Consider the following 22940-nt stretch of genomic DNA (forward strand, 5'->3'; position numbering starts at 1 on the left):
CGCGCATGGCTCTGCTCCTCCACCGCATCGGTCGATTCGCCTACCGGCGCGCCTGGCTCGTGATCGTCGCCTGGGTCGTCGCACTCGGCGCGATGCTCGGCACGGGCGTCGCGCTCGGCGGCCAGCTGCAGGACTCGTTCGCCATCCCCGGCACCGAGTCGCAGCAGGCCATCGACCAGCTCGCCGCCGTCTTCCCGCAGACGGCGGGCGCGCAGGCGAAGGCCGTCGTCGAAGCCCCCGAAGGGGCATCCGTCGAGGATGCGACCTCGAAGGGCGCCATCGAGGACATGGAGGCCGCCCTCGAGGACATCGACGGCATCTCGAGCGTGCTCGGGCCGTTCGACGAGTACGCGGGCGACCAGATCTCGGGCGACGAGCGCACCGCGTACATCCAGATCACGTTCGACGGCCAGGTCACCGACGTGACCCCCGAGACGCTCGACGCCGTCACCGCGACGGGCGAGATCGGCACCGACGCGGGCCTGAAGGTCGCCTTCGGCGGCGACGTCTTCCAGGAGACGAGCTTCGGCCTCACCATCACCGAGGCGCTCGGCGTCCTGTTCGCCGCGGTCGTGCTCATCATCACGTTCGGGTCGCTGCTGGCGGCCGGGATGCCGCTGCTCACGGCCCTCGTGGGCGTGGGCACCGCCGTCGGCGGCATCACGATCGTCGCCGCGTTCGCCACGGTCTCGTCGACCGCGCCCATGCTCGCCGTCATGATCGGACTCGCGGTCGGCATCGACTACGCGCTGTTCATCCTGTCGCGGCACCGCAACCAGCTCGCTCGCGGCCAGGACCCCGAGGAGAGCGCCGCCGAGGCGGTCGCGACGGCGGGCGGCGCGGTCGTCTTCGCCGGCCTCACCGTCATCATCGCCCTCCTCGGCCTGCTCGTCGTCGGCATCCCGTTCCTCAGCGTCATGGGCGTCGGCGCCGCGTTCGCCGTGTTCATCGCAGTCGCAGGCGCGGTCACGCTCCTGCCGGCCCTGCTCGGCGTCTTCAAGCGCAAGCTCACGCCGAAGCCCGGCAGCCGGGCGCACCGCCGGGCGAACACCGCCGACGAAGGCGGCAAGCGCACGATGGGCCGCCGCTGGGTCGACCTCGTGCTGAAGGCGCCCGTCGTGTTCGTGATCGCCGTCGTCGGCATCCTCGGCGCGGCCGCCGTGCCCGCACTCAGCCTCGACCTCAACCTGCCGAACGGCTCGGGCGAGGCGGGGTCGACGCAGCGCGAGGCCTACGAGATGATCGACGACGGATTCGGACCCGGGTACAACGGTCCCCTCATCGTCACGGTCGACATCACCCAGACGACCGACATCTTCGGCGACCTCGACGCGATCGGCGCCCGCATCGGCGAGCTCGACGACGTCGCCTTCGTCGGCGACGGCCTGCCGAACGAGACGGTCGACACGGCCATCATCCAGGTCGTCCCCGAGTCGGCGCCCGACTCGCCGCAGACGAAGGAGCTGGTCGCCTCGATCCGCGATCTCGCGCCGTCGATCGAGCAGGACTTCGGCACACCGATCGCGGTGACCGGCTTCACCGCCGTCGCGATCGACATCTCGAACCGCCTCGCCGACGCGCTCGTGCCGTTCGCGCTCATCGTGGTCGGGCTCTCGATCGTGCTGCTGCTCATGGTGTTCCGCTCGGTCTTCGTGCCGATCAAGGCCGCGCTCGGCTTCCTGCTGTCGGCGTTCGGCGCCATCGGCGTGACGGTCGCGATCTTCCAGTGGGGATGGTTCGCCGACCTCCTGCACGTCGAGCCGGGGCCGATCCTGAGCTTCCTCCCGATCCTGCTCATGGCGGTGCTGTTCGGCCTCGCGATGGACTACGAGGTGTTCCTCGTCTCGGGCATGCGCGAGGAGTTCGTGAAGACGAAGGAGCCGCGCACGTCGATCGTGCACGGATTCCAGCACGCGGCTCGTGTCGTCACGGCCGCCGCGCTCATCATGTTCTTCGTCTTCTTCGCGTTCGTGCCCGAGGGCTCGGGCGTGATCAAGGGCATCGCGTTCGCGCTCGCGATCGGCGTCGCATTCGACGCCTTCCTCGTGCGCATGACGCTCGTGCCGGCAGCCATGGCGCTCGCCGGCAAGGCGGCGTGGTGGCTGCCGAAGTGGCTCGCCCGCATCCTGCCCGACGTCGACATCGAGGGTGAGGGCCTGCGCGCCCACCTCGAGCAGGCGGAATGGGCGGCGGCGCGACCGGCCGCGGTCAACCTCGACGAGGCCGTGTTCGGCCTGCCCGAGCGGCCGATCGGCCCACTCACGACGGAGGTGCCCGCAGGCGGCGTTCTCGTCGTGCGCGGCGAGGCCGTCGACCGGCGCGTCGTCGCGGCCACGCTCGCGGGCCGGCTCGCCCCCGTCTCGGGCCGGGTCGCCGTGCAGGGGATGCCGCTGCCGACGGGTGCCGGACAGGTGATGCGCCAGGTCGCGATGGCCGAGCTCGCCTCCGACGCCCCGACCGGGTCGACCGTCGGCGAGCTCGTCGCGACCAGGCTCGACGCCACCCGCCCGTGGTACCGCCTCTCGCCGTCGAACGCGCTCGTGCGCGAGTGGGTCGATCGCGCGGCGGCCGCACTCGGCGCCGACCGCACCCGTCTCGGCGTCGACACGCCGCTCGCCGCACTCGGTGCGGAGGCCCGCACGGTCGTCGCCGTGGCGGCCGCGCTCGCCGAACGACCGAAGGCCGTCGTCCTCGACATCGACGACGACCCGGGCGACGCGAGCGACGAACTGTGGGCCGCGCTCGGTCGGCTCGTGCCGGCGCAGGTCACCCTCGTCGTCGGGCTCGGCGACGGGGCGTGCGCACCCGACAACACGCCCGAGCTCGCGGCTCGCGGCATCCGAACCATCACCCCCGTCTCTCGCACCCTGGAGGCACAGCGATGAACTCCCGACTCGCCCGCCTGTTCGGCTCGACCCCCGCCCAGCGCCGCGTGCGCTACGGCGTGCTCGTCGGCGCCGTGATCGCCGTGCCCCTCGCCGTGGCCGGCCTCGTCTCCGGTGCGCTCGGCGACACCGGTGAGAACCTCGAGCAGATCCCGGCCATCGTCGTGAACAACGACGAGATGGTCACGATGACCCTGCCCGACGGCACCGACCAGCCCGTACTCGCCGGTCGCCAGCTCGTGACCGAGCTCACCGGGCCCGACACGGCCGGATTCGACTGGACCATCTCGAACGACGAGGAGGCGGCCGACAAGCTCGCCTCCGGCGAGGCGTACGCGGTGCTCACCATCCCCGCCGACTTCTCGAAGTCGGTCACGTCGATCTCGGGCGAGTCGCCGACGCGCGCGAACCTCGACATCCGCACCGACGACGCGCACGGCTACCTCACCGGCTCGGTCGCCCAGTCGGTGGGCGACGCCATGTCGACCGCGTTCGGGCGCGAGCTCACGACCCAGTACCTCGAGGGCTTCTACGGCAACCTCGCGAAGATGGGCGGGTCGCTCGGCGACGCCGCCGACGGTGCGGCGCAGCTCTCGAGCGGCGCCGGGTCGCTCTCGACCGGAATCGGCCAGCTCGCCGACGGCGTCGGGCAGTCGGCCGCCGGCGCCTCGGATGCCGCGGCCGGGGCTTCCGCGTACGCCGACGGCGTCGCGCAGTACACCGACGGCGTCGACGGCATCGCGAGCGGGCTCTCGAGCTACTCGAGCGGCGTGGCGCAGTACACGCAGGGCGTCGACGGCATCGCCGGCGGGCTCTCCGACCTCGCGCAGCAGACCGCCACGCTCGGCGAGTTCGGAACCGGTGTCGTCGGCTACACGGCCGGCGTCACCGACCTCTCCGACAACTACGCGGCGCTCGAGCCGGGGCTGCTCGGACTCATCGACCAGAACGTCAAGGCAGCGACGGGCGGAACGGCCAACTGCACAGCCGACCCGCGGCCCGAGGCTCTCAAGCAGATCTGCAAGCTGAGGGACGGCGTCGTCGGCATCGGCGAGGGCGCGGAGGCGCTCTCGGCTTCTGGCGCGCAGCTCGCCCAGGGCGGGGCCGGGATGCCGGCGCTCCAGACCGGGATCGCCCAGCTCTCCGCAGGCGCGACGAAGCTCGCCGAAGGATCGGCAGGCGTGTCGGGCGGCGCCGCTCAGCTCGCCTCTGGCGCGCAGCAGCTCTCGGCGGGATCCGCAGGGCTCAGCGACGGTGCGACCGGACTCGCGTCCGGCATCGGCCAGCTCGCGGGCGGTCTCGACCAGCTCGCGACGGGCGCCGACGGCGCGGCGACGGGCGCGACGAAGCTCGCGACCGGGGCCGACTCGCTCGCCGACGGCCTCGCGTCGGGGGCGAAGGAGGCGCAGAAGCTCGGCGACATCGACGCCGAGAAGACGGCCGACGTCGTGGCCGAGCCCGTGAGCGTCGACACGTCGCGTGAGAACGAGATCGGCTCGACGAGCGAGGTCATCGGCATGCTCTTCGTGCCGATCGGGCTCTGGCTCGGTGCGATGGCGCTCTTCCTCGTCTTCCGGCCGTTCGGCCGAGAGGCACTGCGCAGCACCGCCTCGACCGGTGGACTGGTCTGGCGTGCACTCGCACGCGCCGGCCTCATCGCCCTCGCCCAGGCCGTCGCAGTGGTGCTGCTGCTGCACGCCGGCATGGGCGTCTCGTGGAGCCTGCTGCCGCAGACGCTCGCGTTCTCCGCCCTGCTCGCCCTCGCGTTCACGGCCCTGCACGCGTTCTTCACGGCGTGGCTCGGCCGGGCCGGACTGCTCGTCTCGCTCGTGCTCGTGGCGCTGCAGCTCACCTCGACGGGCGGGCTCGTGCCGATCGAGGTGTTGAGCGGGCCCTACCAGGCGATCAGCCCGTTCCTGCCGCTCACCTGGGCGGTGCAGGGCATGCAGGCCATCGTGTCGGGCGCGGGCGGGGGAGCGGTCGCGGGCGCAGCCGGCGTGATCGCCCTCTTCGGGGTCATCGGCGTGGTCGGCACTGCGATCGTGGTCGGCCGGCGCCGAGGCATCCGCTCGATCGGATTCGCCGCCGCCGCGCTCGGCTGAGCCGGCCGGCTCGTCGACGGGGGAGCGTATCGAGACCAGCGCTGGTGGTCTCGATACGCTGGTTTCGAGACGGCGCTGGCGCGCCTCCTCAACCCACCGCCTTCGTCGCTACTCGACCGACGATGCGGGCAGTGCCGCGATCGCGCTCACCTCGATGAGGGCGCCCGGCACGCCGAGTCCTGCGACCGTCGCCGCGGTCACGAGCGGCGGTGCGCCACCCGTCGCGAGGCGCGGTGCGATCGCGCCGTAGGCGGCGCGCAGGTCGGCGCCCTCGACGAAGAGCACGGTCCACTGCACGACGTCGGCGAGCGACGCACCCGCCGCGGCGAGTGCGACGCTCGCATTGTCCATCGTGCGCACCGCCTGCTCGGCGATGTCGCCCGAGACGACCGCCCCCGACTCGTCGACGCCGTTCTGGCCGCCGAGATAGACGGTCGTCGCACCGGGCGGCACGATCGCGACGTGGCTGAAGGCCGGGCTGACGACGAGCCCTGCGGGTTGAAGGCGTTGGATGTCCATGCCGTGAGACTGCCACGAGCCGCCGACACGGCGCCCACGTGTTACGCACGGAACCCGACGGCGGTCGTCGCGGAGCCCGAACCGATAGCCTGAGGGGAGCGCGAGGAGGGACATCCGCTCTATGAACGCCCCCGAACCAGCACGCGACGACCTCTACGTCGACGCCGCCTACGACATGATCGTGGTCTCCAACCGGCTGCCCGTCGACTACCAGGCCGGACCCGACGGCGAGACGCAGTGGAAGAGCTCGCCGGGCGGGCTCGTGACCGCCCTCGAGCCGGTCATGCGGGCCGCCGACGGCGCGTGGATCGGCTGGGCCGGCGTCGCCGACCGCGAGTTCGAACCGTTCGACAACGACGGCATCTCGATCATCCCCGTTCCGCTCAGCGAGTCGGAGCTCGAGGAGTACTACGAGGGATTCTCGAACGACACCCTCTGGCCGCTCTACCACGACGTCATCGCGCCGCCCTCCTTCCACCGCGAGTGGTGGGACGCGTACGTGCGCGTCAACCGCCGGTTCGCCGAAGCCGCAGCCCGGGCGGCCGCGCCGGGTGCGGTGGTCTGGGTGCAGGACTACCAGCTGCAACTCGTGCCGAAGATGCTGCGCGAGAGCCGACCCGACCTCGTGATCGGGTTCTTCAACCACATCCCGTTCCCGGCGTACGGCATCTACTCGCAGCTGCCGTGGCGCCGCCAGGTCGTCGACGGCCTGCTCGGTGCCGACGTCATCGGCTTCCAGCGGGCGGCCGACGCGGGCAACTTCTCGCGGGCGGTGCGGCGGCTGTTCGGCTACACGACGCGCGGCACCCTGATCGAGGTGCCGGCCGACGACGGCGAGGTGCGGCACGTGGTCGCCCGGCACTTCCCGATCTCGATCGACGCGGCCGGCTTCGAGGAGATCGCCCGGCGCCCCGAGGTCCAGGCCCGGGCGCGCGAGATCCGCGAGAGCCTCGGCAACCCCGAGACGATCATGCTCGGCGTCGACCGCCTCGACTACACCAAGGGCATCCGGCACCGGCTGAAGGCGTTCGGCGAATTGCTGCGCGACGGGCGCCTCTCGGTCGAGCAGGCGACGCTCGTGCAGGTCGCGAGCCCCTCGCGCGAACGCGTCGAGACGTACCGTCAGCTGCGCGACGAGATCGAGCTCATGGTCGGTCGCCTCAACGGCGACCACTCGACGCTCGGCCACCAGGCCATCGCCTACCTCCATCACGGCTACCCGCGCGAGGAGATGGTCGCGCTCTACCTCGCCGCCGACGTCATGCTCGTCACCGCACTCCGCGACGGCATGAACCTCGTCGCGAAGGAGTACGTCGCCTGCCGGTTCGACGAGGACGGCGCGTTGCTGCTCAGCGAGTTCACCGGCGCGAGCGACGAACTGCGTCAGGCGATCCTGGTGAACCCGCACGACATCGAGGGCCTCAAGGACGCGATGGTCGAGGCCGCGTCGATGCCGCGGCGCGAACGCGCCCGGCGCATGCGAGCCCTGCGCAAGCGCGTGCGCGACAACGACGTGGCGAACTGGTCGGCGACGTTCCTCAAGACGCTGACGGGCGCCGGGATCATCGCGCCGGGCGTGCCTGATGCGCTCGTGGCGGGCCTGCGCCGCATCGCCTCGACGGAGCGCCTGCTCGTCGCACTCGACTTCGACGGCACGCTCGCGCCCCTCGTCGACCGGCCCGAGGACGCCCGTGCGACCGGGCGGGCACGGGCGGCGATCGAACGGCTTGCGGCGGCCGACGACACGCGCGTGGCGATCGTGTCGGGCCGAGCGCTCGAGAGCCTCCGCACGGTCGCGGACCCGCCCCACGGGGCGCTGCTCAGCGGTTCGCACGGCGTCGAACTCCAGCTCGACGGCGGTGGCGTCACGATCGACCTCCGCGACGGCGAGCTCGCCGAGCTGCAGCAACTCACGCGCGTGCTCGAGGAGTCCGCGTCCTCGGTCGACGGTGCATGGGTCGAGTGGAAGCCGGCCGGTCTCGCACTGCACACCCGCCGGGTCGACCAGGCGCAGGCGGCCGAGCTCCAGCGCAGCGTGCGCGAACGGGTCGCGTCCGAGCTGCCGGAGCTCACCGTGCGGGCTGGCAAGAACGTGCTCGAGTTCTCGGTGCGACCGAGCGACAAGGGAGAGGCGCTCACGCGGCTCCGCCAGCACGCGGGCGCGAGCGCCGTCGTCTACGTCGGCGACGACGTGACCGACGAAGACGCGTTCGCGGCCCTCGAGAACGACGACCTGGGCGTGAAGGTGGGCCAGGGCAAGTCGCTCGCGGCGTACCGCGTGCGCAGCCCCGAGGACGTCGCGCTGCTGCTCGAGCGCCTCGCCGATGAGCGCGACGTCGCGCGTAACGGCGTATCCCGCTGGCCATAGACTCGATGCATGTCGGAGTTCGATCCCAAACCGCGTAGTCGTACCGTCACCGATGGCATCGAGGCCATGACGAGCCGGGGCATGCTCCGAGCCGTCGGCATGGGCGATGCCGACTGGGACAAGCCGCAGATCGGCATCGCGAGCTCGTGGAACGAGATCACCCCCTGCAACCTCTCACTCGGCCGCCTCGCACAGGCCGCGAAAGAGGGCGTGCACGGCGGCGGCGGCTACCCGCTGCAGTTCGGCACCGTCTCCGTCTCCGACGGCATCTCGATGGGCCACGAGGGCATGCACTTCTCGCTCGTGTCGCGCGAGGTCATCGCCGACTCGGTCGAGGTCGTCATGCAGGCCGAGCGCCTCGACGGCTCGGTGCTGCTCGCGGGTTGTGACAAGTCGATCCCGGGCATGCTCATGGCTGCCGCCCGCCTCGACCTCGCGAGCGTCTTCCTCTACGCAGGCTCGATCGCGCCCGGCTGGGTGCGCCTCTCCGACGGCACCGAGAAGGACATCACGATCATCGACTCGTTCGAGGCCGTCGGCGCGGTCAAGGCCGGCACGATGAGCGAGGCCGACGCCAAGCGCATCGAGTGCGCCTTCGCGCCCGGCGAGGGCGCCTGCGGCGGCATGTACACCGCCAACACGATGGCCTCCGTCGCCGAGGCCCTCGGCCTCTCGCTGCCCGGCTCGGCGTCGCCCGCGTCGGCCGACCGCCGGCGCGACTACTACGCCCACCGCTCGGGAGAGGCCGTCGTCAACCTCCTCAACAAGGGCATCACCGCCCGCCAGATCCTCACGAAGAAGGCGTTCGAGAACGCCATCGCGGTGGGCATGGCGCTCGGCGGCTCGACGAACATCGTGCTGCACCTGCTCGCGATCGCGCGCGAGGCCGAGGTCGACCTCACGCTCGACGACTTCAACCGCATCGGCTCCAAGGTGCCCCACATCGGCGACCTCAAGCCGTTCGGCAAGTACGTCATGAACGACGTCGACCGCCGCGGCGGAGTGCCCGTGCTCATGAAGGCCCTGCTCGACGCGGGCCTCCTGCACGGTGACGTGCTCACCGTCACGGGCAAGACCATGGCCGAGAACCTCGAAGAGCTCGACCTGCCGCCGCTCGACGGCGAGGTGCTGCACACGCTCGACGACCCGATCCACGAGACCGGCGGCCTCACGATCCTGCACGGCACGCTCGCGCCCGAGGGCGCCGTCGTGAAGACGGCCGGCTTCGACGCCGCCGTGTTCGAGGGGCCCGCGCGCGTGTTCGAGCGCGAGCGCGGCGCGATGGACGCGCTCACGAACGGCGAGATCAAGCACGGCGACGTCGTGGTGATCCGCTACGAGGGCCCCAAGGGCGGCCCCGGCATGCGCGAGATGCTCGCCATCACCGCGGCCATCAAGGGCGCCGGGCTCGGAAAAGATGTACTACTCTTGACGGACGGTCGATTCTCAGGCGGCACAACCGGCCTGTGCATCGGCCATCTGGCACCCGAAGCAGTCGACGCAGGTCCGATTGCTCTCGTGCGCGATGGTGATCTGATTCGGGTCGATATCGCAGCCCGGTCCATCGACCTACTTGTCGACGAGGCCGAGCTGGCTGCCCGCCGTGACGGCTGGGCTCCGCTTCCCCCGCGCTACACCCGAGGCGTCCTCGCGAAGTACTCCAAGCTCGTGCGCTCCGCTGCCGAAGGCGCGACGACGGGCTGAGTGCTGCGCATCCTTCGCAATCACCGTCCACAGTAAGGAACCGCATGCCCACGGAATCGACCCCCGTGCCGACGCCTGCGGCCGTGCCGTCAGCAGCCCCCGTGGAGATCACGGGCGCCGAGGCGGTCGTCCGCTCGCTCGAGATGCTCGGGATCACCGACGTCTTCGGACTCCCCGGCGGGGCCATCCTCCCCGTCTACGACCCGCTGTTCGAGAGCAAGAAGCTCCGCCACATCCTCGTTCGCCACGAACAGGGCGGTGGCCACGCCGCGCAGGGCTACGCCTCGTCGAGCGGCAAGCTCGGCGTCACGATCGCGACCTCGGGCCCCGGCGCGACGAACCTCGTCACCGCCATCGCCGACGCCCACATGGACTCGGTGCCGCTGCTCGCGATCACCGGCCAGGTGTTCTCGACGCTCATGGGCACCGACGCCTTCCAGGAAGCCGACATCGTCGGCATCACGATGCCGATCACGAAGCACTCGTTCCTCGTGAAGAACGCGGAGGAGATCCCGGCGACGATCGCCGCCGCCGTGCACATCGCGACGACCGGTCGCCCCGGCCCCGTGCTCGTCGACATCACGAAGGACGCGCAGCAGGCGAAGTTCCCGTTCCGCTGGCCGCCGAAGGTCGACCTGCCCGGGTACCGCCCGATCACGAAGGCCCACGGCAAGCAGGTCACCGCCGCGGCACAGCTCATCGCTGCCGCGAAGCGCCCGGTGCTCTACGTCGGCGGCGGCGTGATCCGCGGCCGCGCATCCGAGGAGCTGCTCGCGCTCGCCGAGGCCACCAAGGCGCCAGTCGTGACGACCCTCATGGCCCGCGGCGCGTTCCCCGACTCGCACCCGCAGCACCTCGGCATGCCCGGCATGCACGGCACGGTGCCCGCGGTGCTCGCCCTCCAGGAGAGCGACCTCATCGTCGCCCTCGGCGCCCGGTTCGACGACCGCGTGACCGGCAAGGCCGCGCTCTTCGCCCCCGAGGCGAAGGTCGTGCACGTCGACATCGACCCCGCCGAGATCTCGAAGATCCGCACGGCCGACGTGCCGATCGTGGGCGACCTGAAGGAGGTGCTCGTCGACCTCGGCGCCGCCTACCGCGACGCGATCCGTGAGACCACGCCCGACCTCGACGAGTGGTGGGCGACGCTCGACGGCCTGCGCAACGAGTACCCGCTCGGCTACTCCGAGCCGAGCGACGGGCTGCTCGCCCCGCAGTACGTCATCGAGCGCATCGGCGAGCTGACCGGCCCCGAGGGCGTCTACGCCGCGGGCGTCGGCCAGCACCAGATGTGGGCCGCCCAGTTCATCAAGTACGAGCGGCCGAACTCGTGGCTCAACTCCGGCGGCGCCGGCACGATGGGCTACGCCGTCCCGGCCGCGATGGGCGCGAAGGTCGCCCAGCCCGACCGCGACGTGTGGGCGATCGACGGCGACGGCTGCTTCCAGATGACGAACCAGGAGCTCGCGACGTGCGCCCTGAACGACATCCCGATCAAGGTCGCGGTCATCAACAACTCGTCGCTCGGCATGGTGCGCCAGTGGCAGACCCTGTTCTACGACGGCCGGTACTCGAACACCGACCTCAACACCGGCCATGACACGGTGCGCATCCCCGACTTCGTGACGCTCGCCGAGGCGTACGGCGCCCTCGGCATCCGCGTCACGAAGAAGGAGGAGGTCGACGATGCCATCAAGCTCGCGCTCGAGACGAACGACCGCCCGGTCGTGATCGACTTCGTCGTCTCGGCCGACGCGATGGTGTGGCCGATGGTGCCGCAGGGCGTGTCGAACAGCTACATCCAGTACGCGCGCGACCACGCGCCGGCGTTCAGCGAGGAGGACTGACCATGTCGACCCACGTGCTCTCGCTCCTCGTCGAGGACAAGCCCGGCCTCCTGACCCGCGTCGCGGGCCTCTTCGCCCGTCGCGGCTTCAACATCGAGTCCCTCGCGGTCGGCCACTCCGAGATCGACGGCCTCAGCCGCATCACGGTCGTCGTCGATGTCGAGGACCTGCCGCTCGAGCAGGTGACGAAGCAGCTCAACAAGCTCGTCAACGTCATCAAGATCGTCGAGCTCGACCCCGCCCAGTCGGTGCAGCGTGAGCACCTTCTGATCAAGGTGCGCGTCGACAACACGACCCGCTCGCAGGTGCTCGAGGCGGTCAACCTCTTCCGCGCCCGCGTCGTCGACGTCTCGACCGACGCGCTCGTGATCGAGGTCACCGGCGACTCGGGCAAGACCCAGGCGCTGCTCAAGGTGCTCGAACCGTACGGCATCAAGGAGATCGCCCAGTCGGGCCTCCTCGCGATCGGCCGCGGCGGCAAGAGCATCACCGAACGCGTCTTCAAGAACTGAATCGGATGCCGCGGCCCGGCGCCGCGGCATCCCGGACACGAACACCACACCAAGGAGAAAACAGCAATGGCTGAGATGTATTACGACCAGGACGCCGACCTCTCGATCGTCCAGGGCAAGAAGGTCGCCGTCATCGGCTACGGCTCGCAGGGCCACGCCCACGCGCAGAACCTGCGCGACTCGGGCGTCGAGGTCGTCATCGGCCTCAAGGAGGGCTCGAAGTCGATCCAGAAGGCCGAAGAGGCCGGGTTCGAGGTCAAGAACGTCGCGGATGCCGCGGCCTGGGCCGACGTCGTCGTCATCCTCGCGCCCGACCAGTACCAGCGTCACATCTACGCCGAGTCGGTGCGCGACAACCTCGTCGAGGGCAACGCGCTCGTCTTCGGCCACGGCTTCAACATCCGCTTCGGCTACATCGAGGCGCCCGAGGGCGTCGACGTCATCCTCGTCGCGCCGAAGGCCCCCGGCCACACGGTGCGTCGCGAGTTCGTCGCTGGCCGCGGCATCCCCGACATCATCGCCGTCGAGCAGGACGCGACCGGCACCGCCTGGGAGCTCGCGAAGTCGTACGCCAAGGGCATCGGCGGCACCCGCGCCGGCGTCATCAAGACGACCTTCACCGAAGAGACCGAGACCGACCTGTTCGGCGAGCAGGCCGTGCTCTGCGGCGGCACCTCGCAGCTCGTGCAGTACGGCTTCGAGACCCTCGTCGAGGCCGGCTACCAGCCCGAGATCGCCTACTTCGAGGTGCTCCACGAGCTGAAGCTCATCGTCGACCTCATGTGGGAGGGCGGCATCGCCAAGCAGCGCTGGTCGGTCTCCGACACGGCCGAGTACGGCGACTACGTCTCAGGCCCCCGCGTCATCGACCCGTCGGTCAAGGAGAACATGAAGGCGGTCCTCGCCGACATCCAGGACGGCACCTTCGCGAAGCGCTTCATCGCCGACCAGGACAACGGTCAGAAGGAGTTCCTCGAGCTCCGCGCCAAGGGCGAGCAGCACCCGATCGAGACCACCGGTCGCGACCTGCGCAAGCTCTTCGCGTGGAACTCGTCGGACGACGACGACTACGTCGACGGCGAGGTCGCGCGCTGACGCGACTCGCTGGTTGAGGAGCGCCGGGCGAAGCCCGACGCGTCTCGAAACCTCACACGGCCCGTTCCGGAAATCGCTCCGGAACGGGCCGTTCGTCGTCGTGCGCGAATGAGCACGAGGAATTCGACTGCAAACCCTTGCACAGGGGCATCCCGACGTGGTCGGATTCGGTGCCATGAGCGATCACTCGAATCACGAACCCGTCCCCCGCTGGTGCTCATGCGCAGAACCCGACGACGCGGTCGGGCACACGCACTCCGGCTTCACCCGACGCAACGTCCTCATCGGTGCGAGCGCGGCGACCGCGCTCGCCGCGGCCGGATGGTCGGCCGCCCCCGCGACGGCCGCGACGAACGGCACGACGGCCAAGATCACGATCATGGGCACGAGCGACCTGCACGCGAACGTCGTGAACTGGGACTACTACAAGGACGCGGTCTACTACGACGGCAAGCCCGACGTGCCGACGAACGCGGTCGGCCTCTCGCGCGTCGCGAGCCTCGTGAAGCACATCCGCTCCGTCCGCGGACGCCAGAACACGCTCCTGTTCGATGCGGGCGACACCATCCAGGGCACGCCGCTCGGCTTCTACTACGCGACCGTGGAGCCCGTCACCGAGACGGGGGTGACCCACCCGATGGCGGCGCAGATGAACGCCCTCGAGTACGACGCCGTCGCCCTCGGCAACCACGAGTTCAACTATGGGCTCGACTTCCTCGACAACTGGATCTCGCAGATGGACGCGCCGGTGCTCGCCGCGAACGCCGTGCACGCCGACACGAAGGTGCCGCGGTTCACGCCGTACACGATCACGCAGCTGAAGGTCGCCAAGGGGCACCCGCCGGTCAAGGTCGGCGTGCTCGGCCTCACGAACCCGGGCGTCGTCATCTGGGACAAGGCGAACGTGTCGGGCAAGGTCGAGGTGCTCGACCTCGTCGAGACCGCCAAGCGCTGGGTGCCGGTGATGAAGGCCGAGGGCGCGCACATCATCGTCGTCAGCGCCCACTCGGGCGACAGCGGAAAGTCCACCTACGGGTCCGAGCTCCCGGTCGAGAACGCGGCCGCACTGGTCGCCGAGCAGGTGCCCGACGTCGACGTGATCCTGTTCGGCCACGCGCACCTCGAGATCCCGCAGCGCCTCGTCACGAACAAGGTGACCGGGGCCGAGGTGATCATGAGCGAGCCGAAGAACTGGGGTCAGCGACTCAGCGTCTTCGACCTCGAGATCAGCTACTCGCGCGGCAAGTGGAAGGTCGACAAGCACTCCGCGACGACGATGAACACGAACACCGTGGTCGACGACCCCGAGTTCGTCGCGCTCGTGCGCGACCAGCACGACGCCGTCGTCGACTACATGCACTCGAAGGTCGCGATCTCGACTGAAGAGATGCTCGCTGCCGAGTCCTGCTGGAAGGACACGGCGATCCTCGACTACGTCAACAAGGTGCAGGTCGAGACGGTCGCGGCGGCGATCGCCGGCACGCCAGAGGCATCCCTGCCGATCATCTCGATCGCGGCGCCGTTCAACCGGGCGGCGAGCTTCCCGAAGGGCGAGGTGACCATCAAGGACGTCGCGGGCCTCTACATCTACGACAACACGCTCATGGCCTCGGTGCTGACCGGCGCGCAGCTGAAGGCGTACCTCGAGTTCTCGGCGGAGTACTTCAAGACGGTCGCGCCCGATGCTCCGGTGAAGCCCGAGGACTGGACGAACGCGCCCACGCCGCGGGCCGCGTTCACGCCCGACTACAACTACGACCAGTTCTCGGGCATCGAGTACACGATCGACATCTCGAAGCCGGTCGGTCAGCGCATCTCCGACCTCGTCTACGACGGGCAGATCGTGGGTCCCGACAAGCAGTTCGTCGTCGCGGTCAACAACTACCGGCAGTCGGGCGGCGGCGGGTTCCCGCACATCGCGTCGGCACCGGTCGTGTACAACGCGCAGGTCGCGATCCGCGAGGCGATCGTCGCGTACGCGTCGGCACAGGGCACGATCGACCCGTCGACGTTCCACGTCGAGAACTGGAGGCTCGTGCGCAACGGGGTGCCCGTGGTGTTCCCCTGACACGGTCACAACCCTGAGGGGTGTCGCGGCGGCCCGCACCGAGGATGGATGCCTCGGGGCGGGCCGCCGTCGCGTTGCTGAGGTTCGGCGACGTACCGCGCGAACGGTGCGCGGCGCAGCGACAGCCGAGCGGCTGCGCGACCGCTACGCTGTCGAGAATGGTCGCCTACCCGCTCCCCGTCGAGATCGCCGTTCAGGATGCCGCGGGCACGCGCATCGCGCTCGCGGGAGGCGCCACTCGCATCGAGCTCTGCCAGGCGCTCGACCTCGGCGGGCTCACCCCGTCGATCGGGCTCGTCGAGTCGGCGGTGCAGCTCGCGGCCGAGGCACAGGCGCCGTCGTTCGTGCACGTGCTCGTACGGCCGCGCGGCGGCGGGTTCGTGTACGACGCCGACGAGCTCGCGACGATCGAGCGCGACATCCGCGCGGTGATCTCGGCAGGGGCCGACGGCGTCGTGGTCGGCGCGCTCGCGGAATCGGGCGAGCTCGACGTCGAGGCCGTGCACCGGTTCGTCGAGGCTGCGGGCGCGGCCGACGTCACGGTGCACCGGGCGGTCGATGCCGCCGGTGACCCGCGTGCCGCGGTCTCGGCGCTCGCCCGGCTCGGGGTGCGACGCGTGCTCACCTCGGGTGGCGCCGCCGACTGCCGCACGGGCCTCGCGACGCTCGAGGCGATGGCTGCGGCATCGGGCGTGCTCGAGGTCATGGCCGGCGGCGGCGTCAAGGTCGACGACATCGCGGCCCTTGCGGCGGCCGGCGTCGACGCCGTGCACCTGTCGGCACGCGGACGTGCGCTGCGCGGGGGAGCGAGCGGCCCGGGCGGCGGCGTCGACGGATTCGACGAGACCGACGCCGTGCTCGTCGCGGCGGCCGTCGAGGCGGCCCGACTGGCGGCGACCGCGGGCGTATGACGACGCAGACGGCGGTCCACGAGCGCGAGGAGGCGCTCGCGCCGCTCGCCCGCACGGTGAGGGCGGCCGAGGCGATGCGGCTCGTCGCGCGCGCGACGTTCTGGGCGGCCGTCGTCGGGATCGTCGCGGTCTTCGTCTCGCTCGCGTACCCGCTCTTCCTCTTCATCACGCTGCCGTTCGCGACGGGCCTCGTGCTCTCGTCGTGGGCGGCCGCAACCGGTGCGGGGCTCGGGAGCGTGCTCTGGAGTTCGGCCCGCGCCCGCCGAATCGGCACCGTGCTCGGGGCGCTCGCGGGCGTCACCGCCGTCGCCGTCGTCGACTACGCGCTGCGGCCGTGGGCCGGCAGCGACGTGCTCGGCGCCCTGACCTGGGCCGGCGGCCCGGCGCTCGCGGCACTCGCCCTCGTCGCGATCGTCGCGGCGAATCCGTCGCGCGGCCTCCGAGCCGGTCGGGATGCCGCGGGGGCGGCGTTGCTCGCGTCGGCGATGGCGTCGGGCGTGGTCGGCGCGTCCGCGGCCGTCGTGGGCGGGCTCGCGATCTCGACCACGACGCTCGACTCATCGCGCTCGGTCGCGCTGGCCGCGCTGCAGTTCGGCGGCATCGCGACCATGGTCGTGCTGCTCGCGGGTGCGCTCGTCGTGAGCTGCACGCCCCGCCGCGTCGCCCGTGTCGCCGCCGTCGCGAGCACGGTCGCCGCCGTGCTGCTCGCGAGCGCCGCGGTCACGATCGCGCTCGTGGCGCCGCCGATCGAGACGTTCGTGCCGAGGCCCGACGCGGAGGCGCTGCCACCGTACGCCGACGGGCAGGGCGGCGGTGACGAGAACGGTGGTGAGGGCGCCGCCGGCGGTACGAGCGGAGGCGCCGAGCAGCCGGCTCCCGATGCCGAAGGGCCGACCCTCGACGAGGGCCGTGCGCAGTTCGAGCTGCTCGTGTCGTCGGCTCTCGCCGCGGCGGGTGACGACGCCGTCTGGAGCGCGGATCCGCCCCTCGCCGTCGCCGAGTACCCGTGCGAGGGCGGCGTGATGCTGCGCATCGAGGGCGAGTTCACGACGGGCGTCATCACCGACACGACGACCGACGAGCACGACCGCGAGGTGACGGCGACCAACGTCGCTGCGGCCGACCGCATCGCGGCCGCGTGGCATGCGGTGGGGCTCGGGAAGCCCGGACGCATCCACGACGAACCCGTGCTCGGGCCGGGGGAGCTCGGCGCCGTTGAGTCGGCGACCGTCGACTTCGACTTCGGCGTCGCGAAGCCACGCGTCGACGGCCGTTGCCTCATCGCCGGCTGAACCGCGCCACTAGGCTGGAGCCATGCGTCCCGACCCCGATGCCGACGACGACGCCCTGCGCTGGGAGGGCGACGACGACCCCACCCTCGCCCCCGGATGGAAGACCGTCGGCAAGCCCGTTCCGCTGGCCGATTCGGCCGCCGGGGCCGACCAGTCGGAGACGGTCGACGTGGCCGGCGGCGAGTCGGCGGTGGTGGCCACCGCTGACGACGCGGATGCCGCGCCGCAGACCGGCTCGGTCGCACTCGTCGCGCTCGGGGTGCTCGGCGGCGTCTACCTGCTCTACACGATCGGCTGGCTGATCACGGCCGTGCGCACCTCGGCACCCGGCACGAGCGTCGTGAGCGATGCCATGTACTCGCTCGGACTGTGGCTCGCCGTGCTCGCCGCGCCGTGCTGGTTCGCGCTCGCCCTGCGCGGCGCGCGCACCACCCGTTCGCGCTTCGCCTGGCTCGTGGTCGGTGCCGTCGTGCTCGTGCCGCTGCCCTTCGTGCTGGGGGTGACCGCGTGACCGCCGAGCAGCTCGCGCCCGAGGCATCCGCCCCGGCACCCCGCCTGCCGATGTGGCTCGACGTCACGATCGCGGTGGTGTTCGGACTCTTCTACGCGTACGACGTGTGGGAGGTCGTCGAGAGCATCTCCGTCTACGCTCAGGCAGCGTCGTTCGGCATCCCGGTCGGCGTCGCCGAATGGGTCGTGCTCGTCATCGCGGCGATCGCCCCGCTCGCGTGCTTCGCGGCGGCGTTCGTGCTCGGGCGCTCGCGTGGCCTGCTCGCCCGCGTCGCGCTCTACTTCACCGGGCTGTGCGTGTCGGGCGCGCTCTTCCTGAGCCTCGTGGTCGTGCTGCTGCGACTCGGTTCGGTCGGCTGACGCACAGAACGTGCCGCAGGCCGAGGCATCCCGGCCGGATCGCCCGCCGTCGCGGGCCGTCACAGAACGTGATGCGGCGTCATGCTCCAGTAGGGTTGTCGGGGTAACGGCGCCCCCACTGGCGTAGGCGCACCCCACACGCGCGCTTCGTCGCGCACGCCCCCGAAGGAACCGTTCGTGTCAAAGCCGGTCGTGCTGATCGCCGAAGAACTCTCGCCCGCCACCGTCGACGCCCTCGGGCCCGACTTCGAGATCCGTCAGGTCGACGGCACCGACCGCGCGGCCCTCCTGTCGGCCCTCGCCGACGCGGAGGCGATCCTCATCCGCTCGGCCACCCAGGTCGACGCCGAGGCGCTCGCCGCCGCTCCCAAGCTGCGCGTCGTCGCACGTGCCGGCGTCGGACTCGACAACGTCGACGTCAAGGCCGCCACGACCGCCGGTGTCATGGTCGTGAACGCCCCGACCTCGAACATCATCTCGGCCGCCGAGCTCACGATCGGCCACATCCTGAGCCTCGCCCGCCACATCCCCGCGGGTCACGCGTCGCTGTCTGCCGGGCAGTGGAAGCGCTCGTCGTACACGGGCACCGAGCTCTACGAGAAGACCGTCGGCATCATCGGCCTCGGCCGCATCGGCGCCCTCATCACCGCGCGCCTGCAGGCGTTCGGCATGGAGGTCATCGCGTACGACCCGTACATCACTGCCGCCCGCGCACAGCAGCTCGGCGTGCAGACGGTCTCGCTCGACGAACTGCTCGAGCGCAGCGACTTCGTCACGATCCACATGCCGCGCACGCCAGAGACCCTCGGCATGATCGGCACCGAGCAGCTCGCGAAGATGAAGAACACCGCCTACGTCGTGAACGTCGCCCGCGGCGGCCTCATCGACGAGCAGGCGCTGCACGACGCGCTCGTCTCGGGCGAGATCGCGGGTGCCGCGCTCGACGTCTTCGTGCAGGAGCCGCCGAAGGAGTCGCCGCTCATCGGCCTGCCGAACCTCATCGTCACCCCCCACCTCGGTGCGTCGACCGACGACGCCCAGGAGAAGGCGGGCATCTCGGTCGCGAAGTCGGTGCGCCTCGCGCTCGCCGGCGAGCTCGTGCCCGACGCGGTCAACGTCGCGGGCGGTGTCATCGACCCCTACGTGCGCCCCGGCATCCCCCTCGTCGAGAAGCTCGGCCAGCTCTTCTCGGGCCTCGCGCACGGTGCGCTCACGAGCCTCGACGTCGAGGTGCGCGGCGAGCTCGTCGACTACGACGTGAGCGTGCTGAAGCTCGCGGCGCTCAAGGGCGTGTTCACGAACGTCGTCTCCGAGACCGTGTCGTACGTCAACGCGCCGCTCCTCGCCGAGCAGCGCGGCGTGCAGGTGCGCCTCATCACCGAGGCCGACAGCCCCGAGTACCGCAACGTCATCACGCTGCGCGGTGCACTCGCCGACGGCACCCAGGTGTCGGTGTCGGGCACCCTCACCGGCCCGAAGCAGGCCGAGAAGCTCGTCGGCGTGAACGGCTACGAGCTCGAGGTGCCGATCGCCACGACGCACATCATCATGGAGTACACCGACCGCCCCGGCATCGTCGCGGTCTACGGCCAGGAGTTCGGCGAGGCCGGCATCAACATCGCCGGCATGCAGATCGCCCGTCGCGAGGCCGGCGGCTCGGCGCTCAGCGTGCTCACGGTCGACTCGCCGGTTCCGGCCGACGTGCTCGAGCGGGTGCGCGAGGCGATCGACGCGAAGCTCTTCGTCGAGATCGACATCACCGAGTAGTCCTCGGGCGGCGACGCCGTCTGATCGCGGATGCCTCGGCGCTGCGCCCTTCGCGGGCGTTGCGCTGGGGCATCCGTCGTTGCGGGGGTGCTTTCCCGCAAGGAAGTACCCGCTCGGGCGTCGAACCTTGCGCAAAAGCACCCCCGAAACGTCAGCGAGGGCGCGCGCGAGCTGCAGCGAGGGGACGCGCAGGCTCAGCGGGCGACGAGGCGCTCGAGCAGCGCGACGAGCGACGCCAGCTGCTCGGGGGAGACGGCGCCTGTGCTGGTCGCGGAGAGTTCGACGTCGGGGGCCTCGGCGCGGAGCGCCGCCCGGTGGTAGAGCCCGTCGCCCATGAGCGTCACGGCGAGGGCGAGCGTCGGGTCGCCGACGTGGCCGGTGAGGTTCGCGAGCCAGCGGGTCTCTGCCTCGTCGAGTGCGCGGCCGGCCTCGCGGTCGCCGCCCTGCGCCAGTCGCAGGATCGCGACGAACGTGTGATCGAGCGGCGTCTCGATGTCGAGCGACGACCGCAGGAAGTACGAGATCGCCCCGTCGGGTGCGTCGTCGATGCGCGACAGGTCGTCGTCGACGAGGCGCAGCAACCGCTCGACGAGCCCGGCCACGAGCGCCTGCTTCGAGCCGAAGTGGTAGAGCAGGCCGCCCTTCGAGACGCCGGCGGCGCGGGCGGTCGCATCGATCGTGGCGGCGCGTTCGCCGTCGGAGATGATGAGCCGCTCGAAGGCGTCGAGCACGGCCTCTCGGGCGGCGGGTGGGCGGGCCATGGCTTCATTCTCCCTGAGTCGGCGACGGTCGCGCGCGAGGCGAGTGCACTGGCGGAGTCGGGGCGTCATCAGTTACTATACCAACCAGACGGTATAGAAACTGAGTTGAAACCATGACCGAGCAGACGGCCACCCCGACCCCGAACCACATGACCGACCGCCGCAGCGCCGTGCCCGAGGCATCCGCCGCGACGACCGCCGCCCGCGATCGTGGCGCCGGCCGGACCAGTCAGACCCGCCAGGCCACCGGCCAGACCGGCAGCACCGGCCGCGCCCCGCGCCGCGCCTGGTTCGCGCTCGCCGTGCTCATGCTGCCGGCGCTGCTCGTCTCCATCGACAACACGGTGCTGAGCTTCGCGCTGCCCGAGATCTCGAGCGACCTCGAGCCGACCGCCGCGCAGCAGCTCTGGATCATCGACGCCTACCCGCTCGTGCTCGCCGCACTGCTCGTCGCGATGGGCAGCGCGGGCGACCGCTGGGGACGTCGTCGCATGCTCATGATCGGCTCGATCGGCTTCGCCGCGGTCTCGGTCGGCGCCGCGTTCGCACCGACCGCCGAGCTGCTCATCGCCGCTCGCGCCGCGCTCGGCTTCTTCGGCGCCATGCTCATGCCGTCGACGCTCTCGCTGCTGCGCTCGATCTTCACCGACCGCGAGCAGCGTCGCCTCGCCATCGCGATCTGGGCGTCGGCGTTCGCCGCGGGCAGCGCGTTCGGCCCCCTCGTCGGTGGACTCCTGCTCGAGCACTTCGCCTGGGGCTCGGTGTTCCTGCTCGCGGTGCCGGTGCTCGTGCCGATGCTCATCCTCGTACCGCTGCTCATCACCGAGAGCCGCGACCCGAACCCCGGCCGCATCGACGTCTGGAGCATCCTGCTCTCGCTCGCGACGATGGCGCCCATCGTGTTCGGCATCAAGCACATCGCGACCGAGGGCGTCGACGCGATCGGGCCACTGTTCATCGCCGTGGGCCTGGTCGCCGGCTACCTCTTCGTGCGCCGCCAGCTCGCGAGCGACGCCCCGATGCTCGACGTGCGCCTGTTCACGGTCGGCCCGTTCGGGGGCGCCGTGCTCGTGAACCTGCTGAGCGTCGTCTCGCTCGTCGGATTCCTGTTCTTCGTCTCGCAGCACCTGCAGATCATCGCGGGGCTCTCGCCGGTCGAGGCGGGCGTCGCCCTCCTGCCGGGCCTCGTCGCGATGATCATCTCGGGCCTCGTCGTCGTGCCGATCGCACGTCGCGTGCACCCGCGGGTGCTCGTGCCCGCCGCGCTCAGCCTCTCGGCCGGCGGCTACCTCGTCGTCGCGTTCGGCGCCTCCGACGGGTCGACCGGTGCCGTCATCGTCGCGTTCACGATGCTCGGCATCGGAATCGGCATGGCCGAGACCGTGTCGAACGAGCTCATCCTCTCGAGCGCGCCGCCCGCCAAGGCGGGTGCCGCATCGGCCGTCTCCGAGACGGCGTACGAGCTCGGGGCGGTGCTCGGCACGGCGGGGCTCGGCAGCATCATCGCGGCGCACTACGCGAGCGCGATCGAACTGCCCGCTGCACTGACGGCGGCGCAGGCGGATGCCGCGCGCGAGACCCTCGCGGGTGCAGCGGCGGTCGCCGCGGAACTGCCTGCGGCGCAGGCCGACGCGCTCATGCACGCCGCCGCGGTCGCGTTCGACGGCGGAGTGCTCGTGACCTCGTTGATCGGGGTCGGCCTCATGGTCGCCGCCGCCGTGATCGCGGCCGTCACCCTGCGCAATCCCGCCCAGCACGACTGACCGGCGGCGCAGCTCGTCGTCGTCAGCGCTGCTCGCGCCATCGGGGCTGAACGTGCCGTCGGCGCAGCGCCGTCGGTGCTGATCGAGCCGTCGAGGTCGCGCCTCGGTCCTCCGGGCGGTCTCGGATGCCGCGGCTCGGGTTCCGCGGCATCCGAGAGCTCAGGGTCAGACCACCGGGTCCTCCGGCGTCGAGCGCTCCGCCCGTGTCACGCGGTCGCCGCTCGCCGGGTCGACGCTCGTGTGCTCGGTCGCGATCGTCTTGCGACGCCGGGCGAGCAGGATGATGCCGATCACGATGATCACCGCACCCGCGGCCATCAGGATGTAGCCGACCAGTTGCAGGTCGATCCAGTCGACGGTGATGTTGAGGGCGTACGTGAGGATCGCACCGATGACGACCAGCACGATTCCGAGTCCGAGACTCATGGCGTCCTCCTTCCCGCGGGGCCGGGGCAGCCGCCGCGTCACTGAGGTGT

General features: G+C 71.0%; 17 protein-coding genes. 14 read left to right on the forward strand and 3 right to left on the reverse strand.

Annotated elements, in window-relative coordinates; all coding sequences use genetic code 11:
- The first annotated feature begins 5 nt into the window (after positions 1-5).
- Both MUN74_RS15980 and MUN74_RS15985 read left to right on the forward strand, forming a co-directional pair.
- On the forward strand, positions 6-2885 hold the full coding sequence (locus MUN74_RS15980) for an MMPL family transporter (RefSeq protein ID WP_244853530.1): 2880 nt from the start codon (positions 6-8) through the stop codon (positions 2883-2885).
- Positions 2882-4987 carry a YhgE/Pip domain-containing protein gene (locus tag MUN74_RS15985; RefSeq protein ID WP_244853532.1) on the forward strand — a complete coding sequence of 702 codons (2106 nt, stop codon included), beginning with the start codon at positions 2882-2884 and terminating at the stop codon, positions 4985-4987. Before MUN74_RS15980 ends, MUN74_RS15985 begins: the two co-directional genes overlap by 4 nt.
- A gap of 108 nt (positions 4988-5095) precedes the next feature.
- Here the strand turns inward: MUN74_RS15985 and MUN74_RS15990 are convergent, their stop codons facing one another.
- Positions 5096-5506 (reverse strand): RidA family protein, encoded by a 411-nt coding sequence (locus MUN74_RS15990; RefSeq protein WP_244853533.1) that lies wholly within the window; start codon positions 5504-5506, stop codon positions 5096-5098.
- A gap of 121 nt (positions 5507-5627) precedes the next feature.
- On the opposite strand from MUN74_RS15990, the gene MUN74_RS15995 reads away from it, so the two are divergent.
- The 11 genes from MUN74_RS15995 to serA all read left to right on the forward strand — a co-directional run bounded on the left by MUN74_RS15995 (position 5628) and on the right by serA (position 19940).
- On the forward strand, positions 5628-7874 hold the full coding sequence (locus MUN74_RS15995) for a bifunctional alpha,alpha-trehalose-phosphate synthase (UDP-forming)/trehalose-phosphatase (protein ID WP_244853535.1): 2247 nt from the start codon (positions 5628-5630) through the stop codon (positions 7872-7874).
- A 9-nt stretch (positions 7875-7883) separates the two neighbouring features.
- Positions 7884-9578, forward strand: a complete 1695-nt coding sequence (gene ilvD, locus MUN74_RS16000; protein WP_244853537.1) for a dihydroxy-acid dehydratase — start codon at positions 7884-7886, stop codon at positions 9576-9578.
- 44 nt (positions 9579-9622) lie between these two features.
- Positions 9623-11425, forward strand: coding sequence for an acetolactate synthase large subunit (locus MUN74_RS16005; RefSeq protein ID WP_244853538.1), 1803 nt, complete (start codon positions 9623-9625; stop codon positions 11423-11425).
- Positions 11426-11427: 2 nt separating this feature from the next.
- A complete protein-coding gene (gene ilvN / locus MUN74_RS16010) occupies positions 11428-11937 on the forward strand; it encodes an acetolactate synthase small subunit (protein WP_231430651.1) in 510 nt (169 codons plus the stop codon).
- A gap of 66 nt (positions 11938-12003) precedes the next feature.
- Entirely contained in the window at positions 12004-13032 is a 1029-nt protein-coding gene (gene ilvC / locus MUN74_RS16015) for a ketol-acid reductoisomerase (protein WP_244853540.1), read from the forward strand.
- A 175-nt stretch (positions 13033-13207) separates the two neighbouring features.
- Positions 13208-15100 carry a bifunctional metallophosphatase/5'-nucleotidase gene (locus MUN74_RS16020; RefSeq protein WP_244853542.1) on the forward strand — a complete coding sequence of 631 codons (1893 nt, stop codon included), beginning with the start codon at positions 13208-13210 and terminating at the stop codon, positions 15098-15100.
- 158 nt (positions 15101-15258) lie between these two features.
- A complete protein-coding gene (locus tag MUN74_RS16025; protein WP_244853543.1) occupies positions 15259-16011 on the forward strand; it encodes a copper homeostasis protein CutC in 753 nt (250 codons plus the stop codon).
- A complete protein-coding gene (locus tag MUN74_RS16030; protein ID WP_244853544.1) occupies positions 16008-17303 on the forward strand; it encodes a hypothetical protein in 1296 nt (431 codons plus the stop codon). Before MUN74_RS16025 ends, MUN74_RS16030 begins: the two co-directional genes overlap by 4 nt.
- A gap of 22 nt (positions 17304-17325) precedes the next feature.
- Complete coding sequence (locus MUN74_RS16035; RefSeq protein WP_244853545.1) at positions 17326-17814, forward strand: DNA polymerase III subunit gamma/tau; 489 nt, start codon at positions 17326-17328, stop codon at positions 17812-17814.
- Complete coding sequence (locus MUN74_RS16040) at positions 17811-18173, forward strand: bacitracin resistance protein (protein WP_244853546.1); 363 nt, start codon at positions 17811-17813, stop codon at positions 18171-18173. Before MUN74_RS16035 ends, MUN74_RS16040 begins: the two co-directional genes overlap by 4 nt.
- A 177-nt stretch (positions 18174-18350) precedes the next feature.
- Positions 18351-19940, forward strand: a complete 1590-nt coding sequence (serA, locus tag MUN74_RS16045; protein ID WP_244853547.1) for a phosphoglycerate dehydrogenase — start codon at positions 18351-18353, stop codon at positions 19938-19940.
- 194 nt (positions 19941-20134) lie between these two features.
- On the opposite strand, the gene MUN74_RS16050 is transcribed toward serA, so the two are convergent.
- On the reverse strand, positions 20135-20701 hold the full coding sequence (locus tag MUN74_RS16050) for a TetR/AcrR family transcriptional regulator (protein WP_244853548.1): 567 nt from the start codon (positions 20699-20701) through the stop codon (positions 20135-20137).
- 113 nt (positions 20702-20814) lie between these two features.
- Between MUN74_RS16050 and MUN74_RS16055 the strand changes: the two genes are divergently transcribed.
- The gene (locus MUN74_RS16055) at positions 20815-22464 is read left to right on the forward strand and encodes an MFS transporter (RefSeq protein ID WP_244853549.1); all 1650 of its coding nucleotides are present in this window, start codon (positions 20815-20817) and stop codon (positions 22462-22464) included.
- A gap of 165 nt (positions 22465-22629) precedes the next feature.
- On the opposite strand, the gene MUN74_RS16060 is transcribed toward MUN74_RS16055, so the two are convergent.
- On the reverse strand, positions 22630-22890 hold the full coding sequence (locus MUN74_RS16060; RefSeq protein WP_244853551.1) for a DUF6458 family protein: 261 nt from the start codon (positions 22888-22890) through the stop codon (positions 22630-22632).
- Positions 22891-22940 lie beyond the last annotated feature (50 nt).

This window comes from Agromyces sp. H17E-10 (assembly GCF_022919715.1).
GTDB lineage: Bacteria > Actinomycetota > Actinomycetes > Actinomycetales > Microbacteriaceae > Agromyces.

Coding starts and splice junctions, on each gene's coding strand:
- MUN74_RS15980 (WP_244853530.1), top strand. CDS start 6: ATGGCTCTGCTCCTCCACCGCATCGGTCGATTCGCCTACCGGCGCGCC.
- MUN74_RS15985 (WP_244853532.1), top strand. CDS start 2,882: ATGAACTCCCGACTCGCCCGCCTGTTCGGCTCGACCCCCGCCCAGCGC.
- MUN74_RS15990 (WP_244853533.1), bottom strand. CDS start 5,506: ATGGACATCCAACGCCTTCAACCCGCAGGGCTCGTCGTCAGCCCGGCC.
- MUN74_RS15995 (WP_244853535.1), top strand. CDS start 5,628: ATGAACGCCCCCGAACCAGCACGCGACGACCTCTACGTCGACGCCGCC.
- ilvD (WP_244853537.1), top strand. CDS start 7,884: ATGTCGGAGTTCGATCCCAAACCGCGTAGTCGTACCGTCACCGATGGC.
- MUN74_RS16005 (WP_244853538.1), top strand. CDS start 9,623: ATGCCCACGGAATCGACCCCCGTGCCGACGCCTGCGGCCGTGCCGTCA.
- ilvN (WP_231430651.1), top strand. CDS start 11,428: ATGTCGACCCACGTGCTCTCGCTCCTCGTCGAGGACAAGCCCGGCCTC.
- ilvC (WP_244853540.1), top strand. CDS start 12,004: ATGGCTGAGATGTATTACGACCAGGACGCCGACCTCTCGATCGTCCAG.
- MUN74_RS16020 (WP_244853542.1), top strand. CDS start 13,208: ATGAGCGATCACTCGAATCACGAACCCGTCCCCCGCTGGTGCTCATGC.
- MUN74_RS16025 (WP_244853543.1), top strand. CDS start 15,259: ATGGTCGCCTACCCGCTCCCCGTCGAGATCGCCGTTCAGGATGCCGCG.
- MUN74_RS16030 (WP_244853544.1), top strand. CDS start 16,008: ATGACGACGCAGACGGCGGTCCACGAGCGCGAGGAGGCGCTCGCGCCG.
- MUN74_RS16035 (WP_244853545.1), top strand. CDS start 17,326: ATGCGTCCCGACCCCGATGCCGACGACGACGCCCTGCGCTGGGAGGGC.
- MUN74_RS16050 (WP_244853548.1), bottom strand. CDS start 20,701: ATGGCCCGCCCACCCGCCGCCCGAGAGGCCGTGCTCGACGCCTTCGAG.
- MUN74_RS16055 (WP_244853549.1), top strand. CDS start 20,815: ATGACCGAGCAGACGGCCACCCCGACCCCGAACCACATGACCGACCGC.
- MUN74_RS16060 (WP_244853551.1), bottom strand. CDS start 22,890: ATGAGTCTCGGACTCGGAATCGTGCTGGTCGTCATCGGTGCGATCCTC.